This is a genomic window from Taklimakanibacter albus (assembly GCF_016595235.1).
Classification (GTDB): Bacteria; Pseudomonadota; Alphaproteobacteria; order Rhizobiales; family Aestuariivirgaceae; genus Taklimakanibacter; species Taklimakanibacter albus.
This window is the reverse complement of the sequence record NZ_JAENHL010000008.1, coordinates 599,955-615,621: the sequence shown is the minus strand read 5'-3', so window position 1 is coordinate 615,621 and position 15,667 is coordinate 599,955. Positions and strand designations below refer to the sequence as shown.

Genomic DNA, 15,667 nt, shown 5'->3' with positions numbered 1-15,667 from the left:
GAGTGATAAGCAGCGCTGCCGCTTACTTCGCCCGTTTCAAGCGCTCGCGGCCTTCCTGCGTGTCGATCTGGTTTTCACCGCCGGCCTTGGTGATCACGATCGGGCGCAGATGCTGCAGCGGATCATCCGGCGTTTCGCCGGTCGCCAGGAACTTGGCGCACTGCTCGACCGGCGCCTGGGCCTGGTAGTCGAAGCCCTGGTCGATCGTCACCAGCGTCGTACCGCCATCGATCGCATCGAGGATCGGACCGGAGACGTTGAAGCCGGAGGTGTAGACCTTGCCGGTCAGGTTGAGGTTGCGGATGACATTGCCGACGCCCTCGACACCTTGATCGGTGTGGAAGAACAAGGTGATCTGCGGATTGGCGGTCAGGAACGGCGTCACCGAGTTCAACACTTCCTGGGTGGTGAAGTTCTTGCCGGTCGGAATGCCGCTTTTGGCGTCATTGAAGAACTTCGCATCCGGGAACACCTTCTTGTAGCCGGTGATGAAGCCTTCCATGCGCGCCTGCGCCCAGGGCTGGTCCGGCGCGCCGGAGCCCATGGCGATCTCGTTCACCTGGACGCCGTTCTTCTTGATGAGCTCTGCCGTCGCCTCGCCGTTGATCTCGCCGGCATTGACTTCGTTCAGCGCATAGAAGGCGAAGCGCTTGGCGTTCGCGGCGTCGATATTGAGCGTGTAGACCGGAATGCCGGCATCGACATATTTGTTGATGATGTTGATGAACTGGTTCGGCAGCGGCGGCTGAATGGCCAGGCAGTCGACCTGGGCCGAATTCAGCAGGGTCTCGAGCTCGGCGAGCTGCTGCGACGTATTTGGATTGACCGGACCGGTGATGCGGCAATTGACCGGCATGCCGGCGGCCGCTGCATTGTCGCAGCCGCGTTGCATGCCGATGCGCATCTCCGCACCCTGGATGGGGATGCCGGTGCCTTCGATATCGACCACGACATTGGGCTTCTCGCCGGCTTTCAGCTTTTCGATGATCCGCGGCGCGAGCTTGAAGGTCCCCCAGGGAAATTCGCGGCTCTGCACCTTGTCCGGAACGGTTTTCTCCTCGGCGACGGCCGGACTTACCGCCAGGCCCGCCACCGCGGTCAAGGCGATGGCCGCTGCGGTTACGCACATCCTAGTCATTCTGAACTCCCTTATTTTCGTTCTGTTATACAGAACATAGTTCTGTAATTCAGATCATAACAAGGAGCCTCTGCTTGTCAATTGCCGAGATGGGCGCTGAGGTGATTCAGGCGAAAACCGCGTGGGGAAACGGCTTGAGTCGCGCTAAGGCGACGGGCGGGCGGCTTGAGGCAGACGGTTTCCTGTTGGCGGGATGCTACGGAATCAGCGCGATCCGCCGCCCTGCTTGAGTGCGGCATGGGTGGGGCCGCCGATCATCTGGCTGATGCGGTCGGCATGGGCGCGCACCGTGGCGCCGAGCTTGGCGAGCTCGATATCGCCGCGCTCGAGCTTGAGCGTGGTGACGCTCAGCGCCGCGATCGCCTCGCCGCCGCGCTCATAGATGGCGGCGCCGACGCACAACACACCGATATTGTCCTCCTCATCGTCGACCGAGTAGCCGCGCCAGGCGATGAGCGCCAGATCCTCGATGAGCTTGGCGGGCTCGGTGATGGTGCGGTCGGTGCGCCGCGGCAGGCCGATGCGGCTCAGAAGTGTCGCCACCCGCTCTTGCGGGATATGCGCGAGAAGTGATTTTCCTACGGCAGAACAATGCGGTAGCTCGCGCCGGCCGAGCGAGGGCGCGAGCTTGAAGATGCCCGGCGCGTCGACGCGCGCGATCGCCACCGCATAACCTTCATCGAGGATCGCGAGGCGCGCCGTCATGCCGGTCGCTTCCATCAGCTGATGCAGGACCGGCATCGCGGTCTGGCTGATCGCGATATTGGAGGCGGCCTGGTCGCCGAGATGGATGAGGACGGTGCCGAGGCGATATTGCCGCGATCCGCCGATCCGGCTGTCGGCGACGAAGCCATGGGCGATCAGAGTCTGCAGCAGCGAGAAGGCGGTGCTCTTCGACACACCGATCGCTTCGGCGATCTCGGCGACCGTCATGCCCTTGGCATTGTCGCGCCCGAGCGCCACCAGAACGTCGAGCGCTCTGCCGACGCTGCGCAGCGAATATTTGTCATTTGCCGGTTGGTTTGTGTCGGTCACTTGGTTCGCCGCTGTTTTGATTTTGCCTTCGCCGCACTATCCGTCTCACGACGCAATTGACAAGTCCATGATGACGATCTTATTCTACATAACAGAATGAAGTTCTGTATAACAGAACAACTAGATAATCTCAAACTCTTTCAGCATTCGGGGAAATCATGCGTCTCGTGCAGTTTATGGATGAATCAGGCCGGCGTCGGACCGGCGCGGTCGTGGACGGCGTTCTGCGGCCGTTGCGCGATGTCGAGCGCGTCTATGATCTCGCTCTCGCCGCGATCGCCAATAAGCGCAGCCTCGCGGCCGAATCCGAAAGCCGCCTCGAAAATTCATCCGTCGATTACGATCGCATTGCCGCCGACGGACGGCTGCTGCCGCCGGTCGATCATCCGGAACCGGCGCGCTTCTGGATCACCGGCACTGGACTGACCCATCTCGGCAGCGCCGATGCGCGCGACAAGATGCATGAGCTGGCCCATGGCTCCGATGCCGACATGACCGATTCGATGAAGATCTTTCGCATGGGCCTGACCGGCGGCAAGCCCGCCGCAGGTGAGATCGGCGTGCAACCGGAATGGTTCTTCAAAGGCGTCGGCACCTGCGTGGTGCCGCCCGGTCAGGATCTGCCGCTGCCGTCTTTCGCGCTTGCGGGCGGCGAGGAAGCCGAGATCGCCGGCCTCTATATCATCGATCCGGAAGGCACGCCCTGGCGTCTCGGCTATGCGCTCGGCAACGAGTTTTCCGATCAGGTCACCGAGGCGATCAACTATCTCTATCTCGCCCATTCGAAGCTGAGAGTGTGCTCGATCGGCCCCGAGCTGCTGCTCGGTGATCTGCCCGACGACGTCACCGGCAGCGTGCGCGTCCATCGCGACGGCAAGCCGATCTGGGAGGGTGAGTTCCTGAGTGGCGAAAGCAACATGTCGCATTCGATCCGCAATCTCGAGCACTATCACTTCCGTTATGACATGTTCCGGCGGCCGGGTGATCTGCATGCCTATTTCTTCGGCGCGCCCTGCCTGAGCTGCGCCCATGGCATCAAGACGCAATCGGGTGACGAGTTCGAGATCGACGTGCCCGTTTTCGGCCGCCCGCTCCGCAATGTGATGGTTGCCGAGCCCGAGCGGAAATTCGCCGTCAAGACGCTCTGAGACATCCCTTCATCGCTGTTGCAGGACTGAGAACATATGGGCCTTCGATTTGCCGTCGATACCGGCGGGACCTTCACCGATCTGGTCGTCGCCGCCGAAAACGGCGTGCTGACCATGCACAAGGCGTCGACGACGCCGGCCGATCCCGTCGCCGGTGTCATCGACAGCCTGCGCCTCGCCGCCGAGAGTGTCAGCGAGACGCTCGCCGATTATCTCGGCCGCGGCGAGATGCTGGTGCATGGAACGACGCATGCCATCAATGCGATCGTCACCGGCGCCACCGCCCGGACCGCCTTCCTCACGACCGAAGGCCATCCCGACACGCTGGTCTTCCGCGAGGGCGGACGCATGGAGCCCTTCAACTTCACCATTCCCTATACCGAGCCCTATATTCCAAAAGCGCTCACTTTCGAGGTGCCGGAGCGCATCACCGTCACGGGTAAGATCAAGAAGCCGCTCGACGAGACGGCGGTCATCGCCATTCTCGACAAGCTGAAGGTCGAGAATGTCGAGGCGATCGGCGTCTGCTGCCTGTGGTCGATCGTCAATCCCGCCCACGAGCTGGCGATCGGCCGGCTGATCGAGAAACATCTGCCGGGCGTGCCTTATACACTCTCGCATCGCATCAACCCGTCCTTGCGCGAATATCGCCGCGCCTCCTCGACAGTGATCGATGCCTCGCTGAAGCCGGTGATGGGCGCCTATATGCGCGGGCTCGACCAGCGCCTGAAGGAAGCGGGCTTCAACGGCCGGGTGCTCGTCGTGACCTCGCAAGGCGGCGTGATGGATGCCGAGCAGGTCGCCGAGACGCCAGTACATCTCATCAATTCAGGACCGAGCATGGCGCCCGTCGCCGCCTTCGCCTATGGCGCCGGCGCCGAAGCCGAGACGCTGATCGTTGGCGACACCGGCGGTACCACATTCGACGTGTCGCTGGTGCGCAAGGGACGTATTCCGCGCAGCCGCGAGACCTGGCTCGGCCAGCCTTTCCGCAGCCACATGACCGGCATGCCGTCGGTCGACGTCAAGAGCATCGGCGCCGGCGGCGGCTCCATCGCCTGGGTCGATGCCGGCGGGCTCCTGCATGTCGGACCGAAAAGCGCCGGCGCCGTGCCGGGGCCGGTCTGCTACCGGCGCGGCGGCACAAGGCCGACGGTGACCGACGCCGCCCTCGTTCTGGGCTTCCTCGATGCCGACTTCTTCCTGGGCGGCAAGATGAGCCTCGATCGCGACGGCGCCTTCGAAGCGATCCGCCGCGATGTGGCGGAACCGATCGGCAAGTCGGTGGAAGATGCCGCCGCCGCCATCATGGAGCTTGCCACCGAGCACATGGTGCAGGCGATCATGGACATCACCGTTAATCAGGGCATCGATCCGACCGCGGCGGCCTTCGTTGCGGGCGGCGGCGCTGCCGGATTGAACTGTGTCGCCATCGGCCGCAGGCTCGGTTGCCGGCGGGTGGTCGTTCCGGAGACGGGGGCGGGGCTTTCCGCGTCGGGCGCGCTCATCTCGGACTTGAAGTCGCATTACCAGGCGATGTTCCATACCCGCAGCGACGAGTTCGACCATGCCGGCCTGAATGCCGTCCTGACGCAGCTCGAGGCGCAATGCACCGACTTCGCCAAGGGGCCGGGCGCCGGCGCCTCCGCAGTCGCCATCGATTGGTCGACGGAAGCCCGTTATGTCGACCAGGCCTGGGAGATTGAGGTGCCGCTTAAAAACTCCCGCATCGAGGGAGACGGTGATCTCGATGTCTTCGTGGGTGATTTCCACGCGACGCATCAGGATATCTTCGCGGTGAGCGATCCGGGTGCGCCGGTCGAGACGGTGAGCTGGAACGCCGAGATCAGGTGCCGCATCGGTTCCGCCGAGCCTGGCCGCCTCGCGCCCAAGAGCGGCAGCTCGCTGCTCGCTTCGCGCCGGGTGCGTTTCATGAATGCCGGCTGGCATGAGGTCGAGGTCCACCGCTTCGAGGCGCTGCCGGAAGGCGCCGGCATTGCAGGACCGGCGATCATCGAATCCGATTTCACCTCGATCGTCATCGATCCGGGCGCGCGCGCCGTGCGCGACCGCTCCGGCTCGCTCATCATCGACATCATTCAGTGAAGGCTCGCACCATGACCGGCAATCAGACCAGCATCGACGGCTCGCGTTTGGCGATCCTCACGGCGCGCTTCGAGGGCATCGCCCGCAAGATGGCCAATACGCTCCACCGCACCGGGCGCTCGGGCATCCTCACCATCGCGCGCGATTTTTCCTGCGTGGTGTTGACCGCGGATCACCAGCTTCTCGCCACCGCCGAAAGCCTGCCCATCCATGTGCTGCGCGGCCCCGACATCATGGCGCGGACGATGGCCGACAATCATCCCGTCCTGAAGCGCGGCGATGCCTATCTGCACAATTCGCCCTATCACGGCTGCACCCATCCGGCCGACCATTCCATCTTGGTGCCGGTCATCGACGATGCGGGCGTGCACCGTTTCACGGTTCTCGCCAAAGCGCATCAGGCCGATTGCGGCAATGCGCTGCCGACGACCTATATGGGCGCCGCCAAGGACGTCTATGCCGAAGGTGCGCTGATTTTCCCGGCTGTGAAGGTGCAGGACAATTACGAGCACAACATGGATATGGTGCGCATGTGCCGGATGCGTATCCGCGTGCCGGATCAGTGGTGGGGCGATTATCTGGCGACGCTCGGCGCGGCGCGCGTCGGCGAGCGCGAAGTGCTCAATCTCGGCCGCGAGATCGGCTGGGATGTGCTCGAAGCCTATACGCGCCAGTGGTTCGACTACAGCGAGAAACGCATGATCGAGGTCGTGCGCGCCATGCCGAAGGGCAAGGTGACGCGGACCAGCACGCATGACCCGTTCCCCGGCACGCCGGCGGACGGCATCACGATCACGGCGACGGTCGAGGTAAAGCCCGACGAGGCGATGATCGAGGTCGATATGACCGACAATCCCGACTGCATGCCGAACGGACTCAACCTCTCGGAGGCGACGGCTCTGTCCGCGCCGATGGTCGGCATCTTCAATTCCATCGATCACACGGTGCCGAAGAATGCCGGCTCCTTCCGGCGCATCGCCATCAAGCTGCGCGATAATTCGATCGTCGGGCGGCCGTCGCATCCCACCTCCTGCTCGGTGGCGACCACCAATGTCGCCGATCGCGTCGCCAATCCGGTGCAATGCGCCATCGCCGAGCTCGCCGACGGCCTGGGCCAGGCCGAGACGGGGGCGCTCATCCCACCGTCCTGCGGCGTGGTGTCGGGCGTCCATGACGGAAGGCCGTTCGTCAACGAAGTCTATCTCGGCTGCACCGGTGGCGCCGGCACACCCTTCACCGACGGCTGGCTGACCATCCTTCATGTCGGCAATGCCGGCATGTGTTACCAGGACTCGATCGAAATCGATGAATTGCGCCATCCGATCTTCGTCCATGCCCGCCGGCTGATGCCGGACACCGAAGGGGCCGGCCGCTTCCGTGGTGCGCTCGGCGCCTATTCGGAATTTGCCCCGGTCGATTGCGAGATGACGGTGGCCTATGTCAGCGACGGCAATCTCAACCCCGCCTCGGGTACGCGCGGCGGCCTCAAAGGCAAACCGTCCGCCCAGTTCAAGCGGCTGGCCGACGGATCGCTCGAGCCGGTGCCGGCCTGCGCCGAGGTGCTGATCGGCAGCGCCGAGACGATGGTCTCGATCAGCTGCGGCGGCGGCGGTTATGGCCATCCCCATGAGCGCGAGCCGCAGCGGGTCGCCGATGACGTACGCGAAGGCTGGGTCAGCCGCGCGCGGGCCGAGACTGTCTATGGCGTAAAACTCGATGCCGCGGGCCACGTCGACCGGCCGGCGACCGCGAAGCTGCGCGGCACGGGCGGCAAGCGGGAACCGGAAAGGGCGCGCGTCCTTTCTGGCAGCCCTGCCTGAACCGGGCATTCTCATCGGCTGCCCGCGTCTGCTATGCCTGGGAGCGATCCATGGGGAAAACGAGCAGCCGATGAACGATCTGTCCAAGACCAGCAACGAAGCGGGCATCACCGATGCCGAAGTGGTGAAGCTCCTGTCACAACTTGTGGCGGTGCCGAGTGTCAATATCGCCTTCCGTCAGCCGGGCGATCCGGATGACTGGTTCCATGAGGCGCGTGTCGGCGCCGCGGTCGCCGACTGGCTCGGGGCGTTGGGCATCGATGTCGAGATCGACATGGTGGCGCCCGAACGGCCGAATGTGATCGCCCGCATCAAGGGCTCCAAAAGCGCGCCCAGCATGCTGTGGGAAGGACATCTCGACACCGTCCAGGTGACGGGCATGGCGGCGCCCTTCACGCCGCGTGTCGAAAACGGCCGGCTCTATGCCCGCGGCGCCGTCGACGACAAAGGCTGCCTGGCGGCTTTCATGCTGGCGATGCGCGATCTGGCCCGCGACCCGCCACCGGGCGACGTGACCTTCCTCGCCGCCTCAGATGAGGAATTCAGTTTCACCGGCATCACCCATCACATGGAACGGCCCGAGCGCTACGCCATGGGCATTGCCGGCGAACCGACCGAATTGCGCGTGGTCCGTGCCTGCAAGGGCTGCGTGCGCTGGTTCGTCGACGTACATGGCCGCGCTGCCCATACCGCCAAGCCGCATGAAGGCGTCGATGCGGTGAAAGCGGCGCGCAAATTGCTCGACCTTTTCGAAGATGAAATGAAAGGCCGTACCGAGATCCATGCGCTGCTCGGACCCGCGACCTTGACCTGCACGCAGTTCGAAGCGGGCGAGGGGCCCAATACGGTGCCCTCACGCGCCCGCTTGCGCTTCGATTACCGCTATCTGCCGAGCGAGAGCGGTGAAGCGGTCTGGAAGAGCTTCAAGGCCATCGCCGATAAGTTCGCAGCGGCGTCCACCGGTATCCATATCGAGAGCCACGATCCTTTCATCGATTCCGCCGCGATGGATGTCGCGGCCGAGGAGCCGATCGTCGGCCTCATGTCGCGGGTCTGCGCCGAAAGCGGAATCGATCCCGAGCCCGAGGGCGTGCCTTATGGCTCGGATTCGACCAAGATGGTGATGGGCGGCGTCCCGACAATCGTTTTCGGCCCCGGCAATATCGTCCAGGCGCATTCGCTCAACGAATATGTCGAGATCGCGCAGGTGACGAAAGCGGCGAAAATGCTCGTCGCCGTGGCGCGGTCGGTTTTGGATTGAGCATGCGGTTGTCCCCTCGCCCCTCGAAGAGGGGAGAGGGAGGGGCCCAACGCGTTAGCGTTGGGAGGGTGAGGGGCATCCCTGTTACCTTTCTGCCCAACTCAGCACGCGATAGAGCCGCTATCATTGCAGTAAAGAGACCGGGTGCCCCTCACCTTCCCATTGCTTCGCAATGGGCCCCTCCCTCTCCCCGCTCGCGCGGGGCGAGGGGAAGAACCGCATTTTTAGATGGTGGATAATAGAGCCCGTAGCCGCTCGCCGATGTGAGACACTTCATCATCTTCGAGCACATCCATGACGAAGCCGATCTTGTCGCCTTCCTGGATCGCGAGGATCGACGGGTTCTCCGCCTCGAGCATCTGTGAGATCTCGGATGCAGATTTTGCCACGCTTTTGTCGAATGTCACCAGCAAGCAATTGACCGGTTCGTCGATGAAGCGCTCGTCCATGGTGAAGCATTTGGGCGCGAGCTTCAGGCCTTTGAGGCCGTTGAGCTTCTCCTTCAGCAGGCCCACCTGGCGTTCATACTGGACGAAACGCTGGGTGTGATCGAGGCTCAGCCATTCCTCGAGCGCCACGAGCACGGCGATGACGGTCTGGCGGTCCATCTTGAGCGGCCGGCCGAGCTTCAGATATTTGCCGGACTCGTAACGCGTGAAATGCACATTGCTCACCGCGTCGATGAGCGCCTTGCGCCCCAGGACGAAGCCGCCGGCATTGGGGCCGCCGAAATATTTGGCGCTGATGCAGACGAGATCGGCGCCGCGCCGCATGAAGTCGCCCATGATCGAGGTGGGATAGTTGAGATAGGCGGCATCGACGATCACCGGGATGCCGCGCGCTTTGGCGATCTTCACCACCTCTTCAAGCGCCAGCGTGCCGGGTTTGCCGTCGAGATGGGCGGGATGAAGAATGGCGGCGGTATTATTACCGATCGCCGCTTCGAGCTGATCGGCGCGCGTACCGTTGCCGGAGCCGATTTCGACGAGTTTGGCGCCGGTCATGCCGACCTGGCGGTCGTATTTGTAGCGATGGCCGGCCTGGATCAGGACGTCGCTCTTCATGCCGGTCGTATCGGGAAGCTGCTGCGATTTCTCGCCATCGGTCCCGGCGAGGCAGGCGGCGGTGCCGAGAAAGATCGCGGCAGCCGCACCTGGGGTGACGCGCGCGGCCTCGACCCCGAGGAGGGCGGCGATGCGCGCGCCAGTCTTGTCGAGAAGCTCGGTCATGCGCACGAACTGCCCGTTGAAGGCTTCCGCCGCCGCCCACACGTCGGGGCTGAGCCGCGAGCCGCCGAGATCGGTATAGATACCGCAGGCATTGATGACCGGCCTGATGGCGAGGCGGTCGAAAAGTTCACTTCCAGTGTTCCGGGTTGTTGGCATGGCCGATCTCATAGTAGTTGAGGCAGAGCCGGCAGATTGTGGTTTTGCCGCGGATCAAACATCGAAATCTGCCGAGGTGAACCTCGTGCGATCGGAGAGGGAAGATGCTGGGACGGGTGAGTGACGCGGATCTGCGGCTATTGCGGGTCTTTGCGGCGGTGGTCGAATGCGGCGGCTTCGCCGCGGCGCAGGCGCTGCTCAATGTTTCCGAATCCACCATCAGCACCCATATGCATGATCTCGAAACGCGCCTGGGCTTGCGCCTGTGCCAGCGTGGCCGCGGCGGCTTCCGGCTGACCGAGGATGGCGAGGTCGTGTTCCGTGCCGCCAGTGACCTCTTCGGGTCGCTCGACCGCTTTCAGACCAAGATCGCCACCCGCAAGCGTCAGCTGAACGGACCGCTGGTCATCGGCATGCCGGACAACATCATCACCCATCCAGAATTCCCGCTCTCCGCCGCGATCGACCGCTTCTATGGCCGCGACAATGCCGTGCATATCACGGTGGAAGTCCTCACCCCCCGCGATCTCGAGCGTGGTGTGCTCGAAGGCAAATTGCATCTCGCCATCGCGCCGCGCCATCAGCGGGTGGCGGGGCTTCGCTATGACAAGCTCCTAGCCGAGATCAACTACTTCTATTGCGGGCGCAAGCACGCGCTCTTCACCCAGGCCGGCCGCAAGCCGTCACTCGAGGAAATCGCTGGCGCCGGCCTCATCAGCCGCGGCTATCTTTCCAATTTCGACCAGCGGTTCTTCAAGGATGCGCCGCATCACGCCACCGTCTTCAGCATGGAGGCGTCAGCGCTGCTGATCCTATCGGGGCGCTTTGGCGGTTTCCTACCGTCTTATTATGCGCAGCGCTGGGTCGCGTCCGGCGAGATGCGGCCATTGCGCCCCGACATCCTGGCTTATTCGCCGGATTTCTTCATCGTGACGCGGAAGGGCTCAGAGCTGAGCCTCGCCGCCAAGACGTTCCACGGCGATCTGCGCGCCGTGGCGGCGGAGATGAAAAAGGGCAAATGATTGCTTCGACGGGCGTCGAACCAAACTTCCGCAACTGGCCATATTAACCGGACCCGGGCATCTGGTTTCGTGCAGGCCTATCACAAGAACATCAAAGGATTGGGGAGACAGACATGCCGGGACTGAAACATTTGGCTTTTGCCGCGGCGCTGCTGGCCGCGACCTCACTGCAGGCGCTGGCGCAGGAGAAAATCAAGGTGGCAACGGAAGCGTCCTTTCCGCCTTTCTCGAAGACGGAGGCCGATGGCAGTTATTCGGGCTTCGAGATCGATCTCGGCAATGAAGTGTGCAAGCGGGCCGGGCTCGATTGCGAATGGGTGAAGCAGGATTTCGACGGCATGATCGCGGCACTCCTCGCCCGCAAATACAACATGGTTTTCTCCTCCATGTCGATCAAGCCGGAGCGCGAGAAGGTCGCCGATTTTTCCATTCCTTATTACGCCGGCAAATTCGTCTTCTACGGCAAGAAGGGCGCCTTCAAGGACTTCGCCCAGGACATCAAGGGCAAACGGGTCGGCGTCTATGCCGGCGCCACGCAGGATCAGTATGTCCGCAAATATCATGCGGGCGAGCTCGAGCCGGTCGGGTATGAGAATGCCGATCAGATCCATGCCGATCTGGTCAATGGCCGCATCGACCTTGCCTTCGGCGAGCAGATGCCGGCCAATGAGTTCCTCGCCTCGCCGGCAGGCCAGGATTTCGAGGTGGCCGGTCCCGTCATCGACAATCCGGAAGTGCTGGGCCGTGGCGTCGGCGCCATGTTCGCCAAAGGTGATCCGCTGAAGGCCAAGGTCGATGAGGCGATCCGCGCCATCTATGCCGACGGCACCTTCGACAAGATCGAGCAGAAATGGGTGCCCGGCGCCGACATCCGCGCCGACAAGCTCTGGCAATGAGGCGGATCCGGGGGAGTATTCTGATGAGCTTGATCCACCGCACGATCCTCACCCTGAGGTGCCTGCCGAAGGCGGGCCTCGAAGGGGCTGTCGCAGCAGTCTCGCTCTATCCTGATGGACGCTTCGAGGGCCGCTGCGCGGCCACCTCAGCGTGAGGGTGTTTCAAGAGATGATCTTCTCCGTCGTCGCGCATTGAAGCATGGACTGGTCGCTTTTTCTGCCGGGAGCCACGGGCTGGGGCGATGAACTCGCCGCCGGCCTGTGGCTGACGCTCAGGCTCGGCCTCGCCTCGGTTCTCATCGGTACCGGGCTCGGGCTCCTGGCGGCACTGGGCGAGCTATCCCGCTTCCGCGCCCTGAGCCACGGCCTCGCCGCCTATAATGTCGTGATGCGCAGCGTGCCAGAGCTGCTCGTCATCCTGCTCCTCTATTACGGCCTTTCCTTCCTCATCATGGCGCTGCTGCGGCCCTTCGGCATCGACAGCTTCATCGAGGTCAGTCCCTTCTGGGCCGGCACGCTGGCCTTGAGCCTCATCCATGCCGCCTATGCGAGCGAAGTCTTCCGCGGCGCTTTCCAGGCCATACCGAAGGGCCAGGTCGAAGCGGGCCTCGCCTTCGGCATGAGCCGCTTCCTGGTCTTCCGGCGCATCAAGTGGCCGGTGGCCTTTCGCCTGTCGCTCGGCGCGCTCGCCAATCTCTTGATGACGACCTTCAAGAACACGCCGCTCGTCTCGGCCATCGGCTTGCAGGACCTCATCCGCGCCGCCGGCGATGCCGGCCAGAACACCAAGCTCTATTTCCAGTTCTTCATCGCGTCGCTGGTCATCTATCTCGCCATCGCGGCACTCATGCAGATTTTCCAGATGCGGGCCGAGACCAATCTCTACGCGCATTTGCGGCGCGGACCTTCCGCATGATCCTCGATTGGGAGACCTTCCTGACCTTTGTGCCCTTGCTGGTGCAAGGAGCCGTGACCACGATCGAGCTTACCGTGCTCGTCACCATCTTCGGCTTTCTGATCGCGCTGCCAGTGGCGCTGGCGCGCAATTCGGCGTCGCGCGCCGCACGTGCCTTCGCGCGGAGCTTCATCTTCTTCTTCCGGGGCGCGCCCATTCTGGCCGTGCTTTTCCTTCTCTATTACGGCCTGCCGCAGATCCCCGGCATCAAGGACAGCATCTTATGGCACCTGATCGCGCGGCCGATGCCGATCGCGGTCCTGGCGCTGTCGCTCAATTCAGCCGGCTTCCTGGCCGAGATCTTCGCGCTCGCCTTGCGCAATGTCGCGGTGGGCGATATCGAGGCGGCCCGCGCATTCGGCTTCAGCCGGTTCCAGACTTTCCTGCGCTTCGCCCTTCCAGGAGCGGCGCGGCTCTGCATGAGGGCCTACGGCAATGAGCTGGTCTTCGTGCTGAAGGGCACCGCCGCCGTCAATTTCATCACCATCACCGACCTCATCGGCGCCGCCAACCAGATCTATTTCAACACCTTCGATCCGATCACGCCGCTCCTCGTCGCGGGCGCGATCTATCTCGTCTTCGCGCTCCTGATCGTCACCGCCGTGCGTTATATGGAGCGCCGATTGTCACCCTGGCTTTTTCTCAAAGCCGCATTGAAGGAAGCAAAAGCATGAAGCGCGAAACAATCACCCTGGACAATGCGGAGGGCCTGCCGCTTTCGGACGCGGTGCGCTTCGGCGACATCATCTTCGTATCGGGCATGGTCGCCTTCGACGACAAGGGTGAGATCGTCAAAGGCGGCATCGCCGCCGAGACCCGCCAGACTTTCAGGAATATCGAACGTGTCCTCGAAAAGGCCGGCGCCACACTCGCCGACGCGCTCAAGGTGAACATCATCCTCACCCATGCGGAGGATTTCGACGCCTTCAATATCGCCTATCGCGAGCTCTTCCCCAAATCACCGCCGGCGCGTATCTCCATGGTGGCGGGACTGACCATCGATGCCCGCCTCGAAGTGGATGTCATTGCGGGAGTGAGTTCATGAAACAAGCCTTTTGGCTGCAGACGGCCAATCAGCAGGCCTGCGAGATCGCGCGTCTGGCCGGCTACGACATGGTGGTGTTCGACGGCGAGCATGGCGTCCTCGATGTGACGGCGCTCGACCGGCTGGTGTCCTTCTGCGCCGGGATCGGCCTCGAGCCTTATGTGCGGGTGGGAGAAGCGAGCCGGATCCAGATCCAGGCGGCGCTCGATATGGGGGCGGCGGGCGTCATCCTGCCGCAGATCGAGGGCCTCGACCATGCGGCGCGGGTCACCGCCTTCTCCAAATATCCGCCGCTCGGCTCGCGCGGCATCGGTTACAGCCGGACCATGAAGTATGGCAGCGTCGGTGCGGACTATATCGCGGCCGAGAACGCCAAGCGGCTCTGTTACGCCATGATCGAGACGCCGGGCGCCTTCGCCGCCATGGCGGAGATCGCCGCGCTGCCGTGCGTCGATGGCCTGTTCATCGGACCGGGCGACCTGTCGCTCACCCGCGGCCGTGGTCTTTTCGCCGATACGGCGGCAGATGCGGCCGATCTGAAACTCGTCGCCGAAACTGCGCGCAAGGCCGGCAAGCGCTTCGCCGCCGCCGGGCCGACGCGCAATTATGCCAGCCAGGCCGCCGGGCTGGGCGCCAGCTTCGTCGCCGGGGGTGATGAGCTCACTGCGATGATGGTCGGTTTCAAGTCTTTTCTGGAGTGATGTCGTCGGCGAGGTAGATGACGGCATTACCCTTCTGCTGCCGTCCCCGGCTCGCCACCGCGATCACGACGCCGGCCGTCGGTGCATGAATGGCTTCGGCGGTTTCCCGGCTCTCGATATGGCCGAGAAGATCGCCGCGGCGGACCTCTGTGCCGAGCTCGACGAGAGGCGCGAAGCAGCCGGTGGTCGCGATCGTCACATGATGCTCTGGTCGTCCCAGAAAAAGCAGGCGTGACCGACTCTGTTCGGGACGCCTCGCGTCATCGGATGGAACGACGCCGATATGGGACAACAGATTGCGCAAGCCGCGCTCCGCGACGGCGAGCGACTGCGGCGTGGCGCGCCCGGCGCCACCCAATTCCGAAGAGATCGCCTTTTTGCCGAGTGCGCGCGCAGCGTCCTCCAGCGTGCCGCCATGCGGCATATGAGGCGAGGCGGGGACTTCGTCGAAGACGATGGCATAAGGCGCATCGAATGCGAGCAGCGGCGCCAGCATCGCATCACATTCGGCCGATGGATAACGCGCCTGGACATTCGAGCTCAGCACGAATTCATGCGCTTTGCCGCCGGAATGCAGATCGATGACCCAGTCGATACGGGGCAGGAGGGTAGTCTCGACGAATCGGGCAATGAGATGGGCCGGGCCTGAACCGTGGGGCCGGCCATAGAGCCGGTTGAGATCGCAGCCATCGCCCGGCGTGAGCCGCGTGCCGGCCTGGCAGGCCGGCACATTGTGAAACGGCATGAGGATAAGCGTGCCCAGGACGTCGTCCGCCGCGATGGTGCGGGCGAGGCGCGTCAGCGCGATCTGGCCTTCGAATTCATCGCCATGTGTGCCGCCCGCCACGAGCACGGCAGGGCCCTGGCCGCGATGGACAATGGTCAAGGGCAGGGACAGGCCATCGGCAAGATGGATGTCGAGATGCTGTTTGCCCGTCACGGTAAGGTCGAGATGATGCGGTGAGACGATCATGGATGCCCTTGCTAGCGAGACGGCCGGTGGCCGAACATGGAGGATCGGTAAAGTGAACATCGGGCTATAACATTATCTTTGGTACAGGTTTCTTCCGGCACCTTGACTTGCTCAGGCAGGCGGCGCACGTGACCGACAGTGCATTGTTCCCAACCACAAGATTGCGACATGGATAACGACCC

The 15,667-nt window shown here is 63.3% G+C and carries 15 protein-coding genes; 11 read left to right on the top strand and 4 right to left on the bottom strand.

Annotated elements, in window-relative coordinates; translation table 11 throughout:
• Positions 1–22: 22 nt before the first annotated feature.
• Both JHL16_RS25790 and JHL16_RS25785 read right to left on the bottom strand, forming a co-directional pair.
• Positions 23–1,138, bottom strand: a complete 1,116-nt coding sequence (locus tag JHL16_RS25790) for a sugar ABC transporter substrate-binding protein (protein ID WP_246771168.1) — start codon at positions 1,136–1,138, stop codon at positions 23–25.
• 204 nt (positions 1,139–1,342) lie between these two features.
• Positions 1,343–2,173 (bottom strand): IclR family transcriptional regulator domain-containing protein, encoded by an 831-nt coding sequence (locus JHL16_RS25785; RefSeq protein WP_200187769.1) that lies wholly within the window; start codon positions 2,171–2,173, stop codon positions 1,343–1,345.
• A gap of 158 nt (positions 2,174–2,331) precedes the next feature.
• Here JHL16_RS25785 and araD1 point away from each other — a divergent pair, with 158 nt between their 5' ends.
• The 4 genes from araD1 (at position 2,332) to JHL16_RS25765 (ending at position 8,508) form a co-directional block, all read left to right on the top strand.
• Positions 2,332–3,321, top strand: coding sequence for an AraD1 family protein (araD1, locus tag JHL16_RS25780; RefSeq protein WP_200187768.1), 990 nt, complete (start codon positions 2,332–2,334; stop codon positions 3,319–3,321).
• Between the two features lie 36 nt (positions 3,322–3,357).
• Positions 3,358–5,427 (top strand): hydantoinase/oxoprolinase family protein, encoded by a 2,070-nt coding sequence (locus tag JHL16_RS25775; RefSeq protein ID WP_200187767.1) that lies wholly within the window; start codon positions 3,358–3,360, stop codon positions 5,425–5,427.
• 11 nt (positions 5,428–5,438) lie between these two features.
• Positions 5,439–7,247 carry a hydantoinase B/oxoprolinase family protein gene (locus JHL16_RS25770; protein ID WP_200187766.1) on the top strand — a complete coding sequence of 603 codons (1,809 nt, stop codon included), beginning with the start codon at positions 5,439–5,441 and terminating at the stop codon, positions 7,245–7,247.
• Between the two features lie 70 nt (positions 7,248–7,317).
• Positions 7,318–8,508, top strand: a complete 1,191-nt coding sequence (locus JHL16_RS25765; RefSeq protein WP_200187765.1) for a M20 family metallopeptidase — start codon at positions 7,318–7,320, stop codon at positions 8,506–8,508.
• A 224-nt stretch (positions 8,509–8,732) separates the two neighbouring features.
• Here JHL16_RS25765 and JHL16_RS25760 read toward each other — a convergent pair whose 3' ends face one another.
• Positions 8,733–9,893, bottom strand: a complete 1,161-nt coding sequence (locus tag JHL16_RS25760) for an aminotransferase class V-fold PLP-dependent enzyme (protein ID WP_200187764.1) — start codon at positions 9,891–9,893, stop codon at positions 8,733–8,735.
• Positions 9,894–9,997: 104 nt separating this feature from the next.
• Here JHL16_RS25760 and JHL16_RS25755 point away from each other — a divergent pair, with 104 nt between their 5' ends.
• From JHL16_RS25755 to JHL16_RS25730, 7 genes are all read left to right on the top strand, one after another.
• A complete protein-coding gene (locus JHL16_RS25755; protein WP_200187763.1) occupies positions 9,998–10,915 on the top strand; it encodes a LysR family transcriptional regulator in 918 nt (305 codons plus the stop codon).
• 113 nt (positions 10,916–11,028) lie between these two features.
• Positions 11,029–11,811, top strand: a complete 783-nt coding sequence (locus tag JHL16_RS25750) for a transporter substrate-binding domain-containing protein (protein ID WP_200187762.1) — start codon at positions 11,029–11,031, stop codon at positions 11,809–11,811.
• Between the two features lie 23 nt (positions 11,812–11,834).
• Complete coding sequence (locus tag JHL16_RS35315) at positions 11,835–11,966, top strand: hypothetical protein (RefSeq protein WP_281436053.1); 132 nt, start codon at positions 11,835–11,837, stop codon at positions 11,964–11,966.
• A 44-nt stretch (positions 11,967–12,010) separates the two neighbouring features.
• Positions 12,011–12,727 (top strand): ABC transporter permease, encoded by a 717-nt coding sequence (locus JHL16_RS25745; protein WP_200187761.1) that lies wholly within the window; start codon positions 12,011–12,013, stop codon positions 12,725–12,727.
• On the top strand, positions 12,724–13,440 hold the full coding sequence (locus JHL16_RS25740) for an ABC transporter permease subunit (protein ID WP_200187760.1): 717 nt from the start codon (positions 12,724–12,726) through the stop codon (positions 13,438–13,440). Before JHL16_RS25745 ends, JHL16_RS25740 begins: the two co-directional genes overlap by 4 nt.
• A complete protein-coding gene (locus JHL16_RS25735; RefSeq protein WP_200187759.1) occupies positions 13,437–13,811 on the top strand; it encodes a RidA family protein in 375 nt (124 codons plus the stop codon). The genes JHL16_RS25740 and JHL16_RS25735 overlap by 4 nt, the downstream gene beginning before the upstream one ends.
• The gene (locus JHL16_RS25730) at positions 13,808–14,512 is read left to right on the top strand and encodes an HpcH/HpaI aldolase family protein (RefSeq protein ID WP_200187758.1); all 705 of its coding nucleotides are present in this window, start codon (positions 13,808–13,810) and stop codon (positions 14,510–14,512) included. Before JHL16_RS25735 ends, JHL16_RS25730 begins: the two co-directional genes overlap by 4 nt.
• Here JHL16_RS25730 and JHL16_RS25725 read toward each other — a convergent pair.
• Positions 14,493–15,485, bottom strand: a complete 993-nt coding sequence (locus JHL16_RS25725; protein ID WP_200187757.1) for a M14 family metallopeptidase — start codon at positions 15,483–15,485, stop codon at positions 14,493–14,495. The two genes, JHL16_RS25730 and JHL16_RS25725, sit on opposite strands and share 20 nt — an antisense overlap.
• Positions 15,486–15,667 lie beyond the last annotated feature (182 nt).

Coding starts and splice junctions, on each gene's coding strand:
- JHL16_RS25790 (WP_246771168.1), bottom strand. CDS start 1,138: ATGACTAGGATGTGCGTAACCGCAGCGGCCATCGCCTTGACCGCGGTG.
- araD1 (WP_200187768.1), top strand. CDS start 2,332: ATGCGTCTCGTGCAGTTTATGGATGAATCAGGCCGGCGTCGGACCGGC.
- JHL16_RS25775 (WP_200187767.1), top strand. CDS start 3,358: ATGGGCCTTCGATTTGCCGTCGATACCGGCGGGACCTTCACCGATCTG.
- JHL16_RS25770 (WP_200187766.1), top strand. CDS start 5,439: ATGACCGGCAATCAGACCAGCATCGACGGCTCGCGTTTGGCGATCCTC.
- JHL16_RS25765 (WP_200187765.1), top strand. CDS start 7,318: ATGAACGATCTGTCCAAGACCAGCAACGAAGCGGGCATCACCGATGCC.
- JHL16_RS25760 (WP_200187764.1), bottom strand. CDS start 9,893: ATGCCAACAACCCGGAACACTGGAAGTGAACTTTTCGACCGCCTCGCC.
- JHL16_RS25755 (WP_200187763.1), top strand. CDS start 9,998: ATGCTGGGACGGGTGAGTGACGCGGATCTGCGGCTATTGCGGGTCTTT.
- JHL16_RS25750 (WP_200187762.1), top strand. CDS start 11,029: ATGCCGGGACTGAAACATTTGGCTTTTGCCGCGGCGCTGCTGGCCGCG.
- JHL16_RS35315 (WP_281436053.1), top strand. CDS start 11,835: ATGAGCTTGATCCACCGCACGATCCTCACCCTGAGGTGCCTGCCGAAG.
- JHL16_RS25745 (WP_200187761.1), top strand. CDS start 12,011: ATGGACTGGTCGCTTTTTCTGCCGGGAGCCACGGGCTGGGGCGATGAA.
- JHL16_RS25740 (WP_200187760.1), top strand. CDS start 12,724: ATGATCCTCGATTGGGAGACCTTCCTGACCTTTGTGCCCTTGCTGGTG.
- JHL16_RS25735 (WP_200187759.1), top strand. CDS start 13,437: ATGAAGCGCGAAACAATCACCCTGGACAATGCGGAGGGCCTGCCGCTT.
- JHL16_RS25730 (WP_200187758.1), top strand. CDS start 13,808: ATGAAACAAGCCTTTTGGCTGCAGACGGCCAATCAGCAGGCCTGCGAG.
- JHL16_RS25725 (WP_200187757.1), bottom strand. CDS start 15,485: ATGATCGTCTCACCGCATCATCTCGACCTTACCGTGACGGGCAAACAG.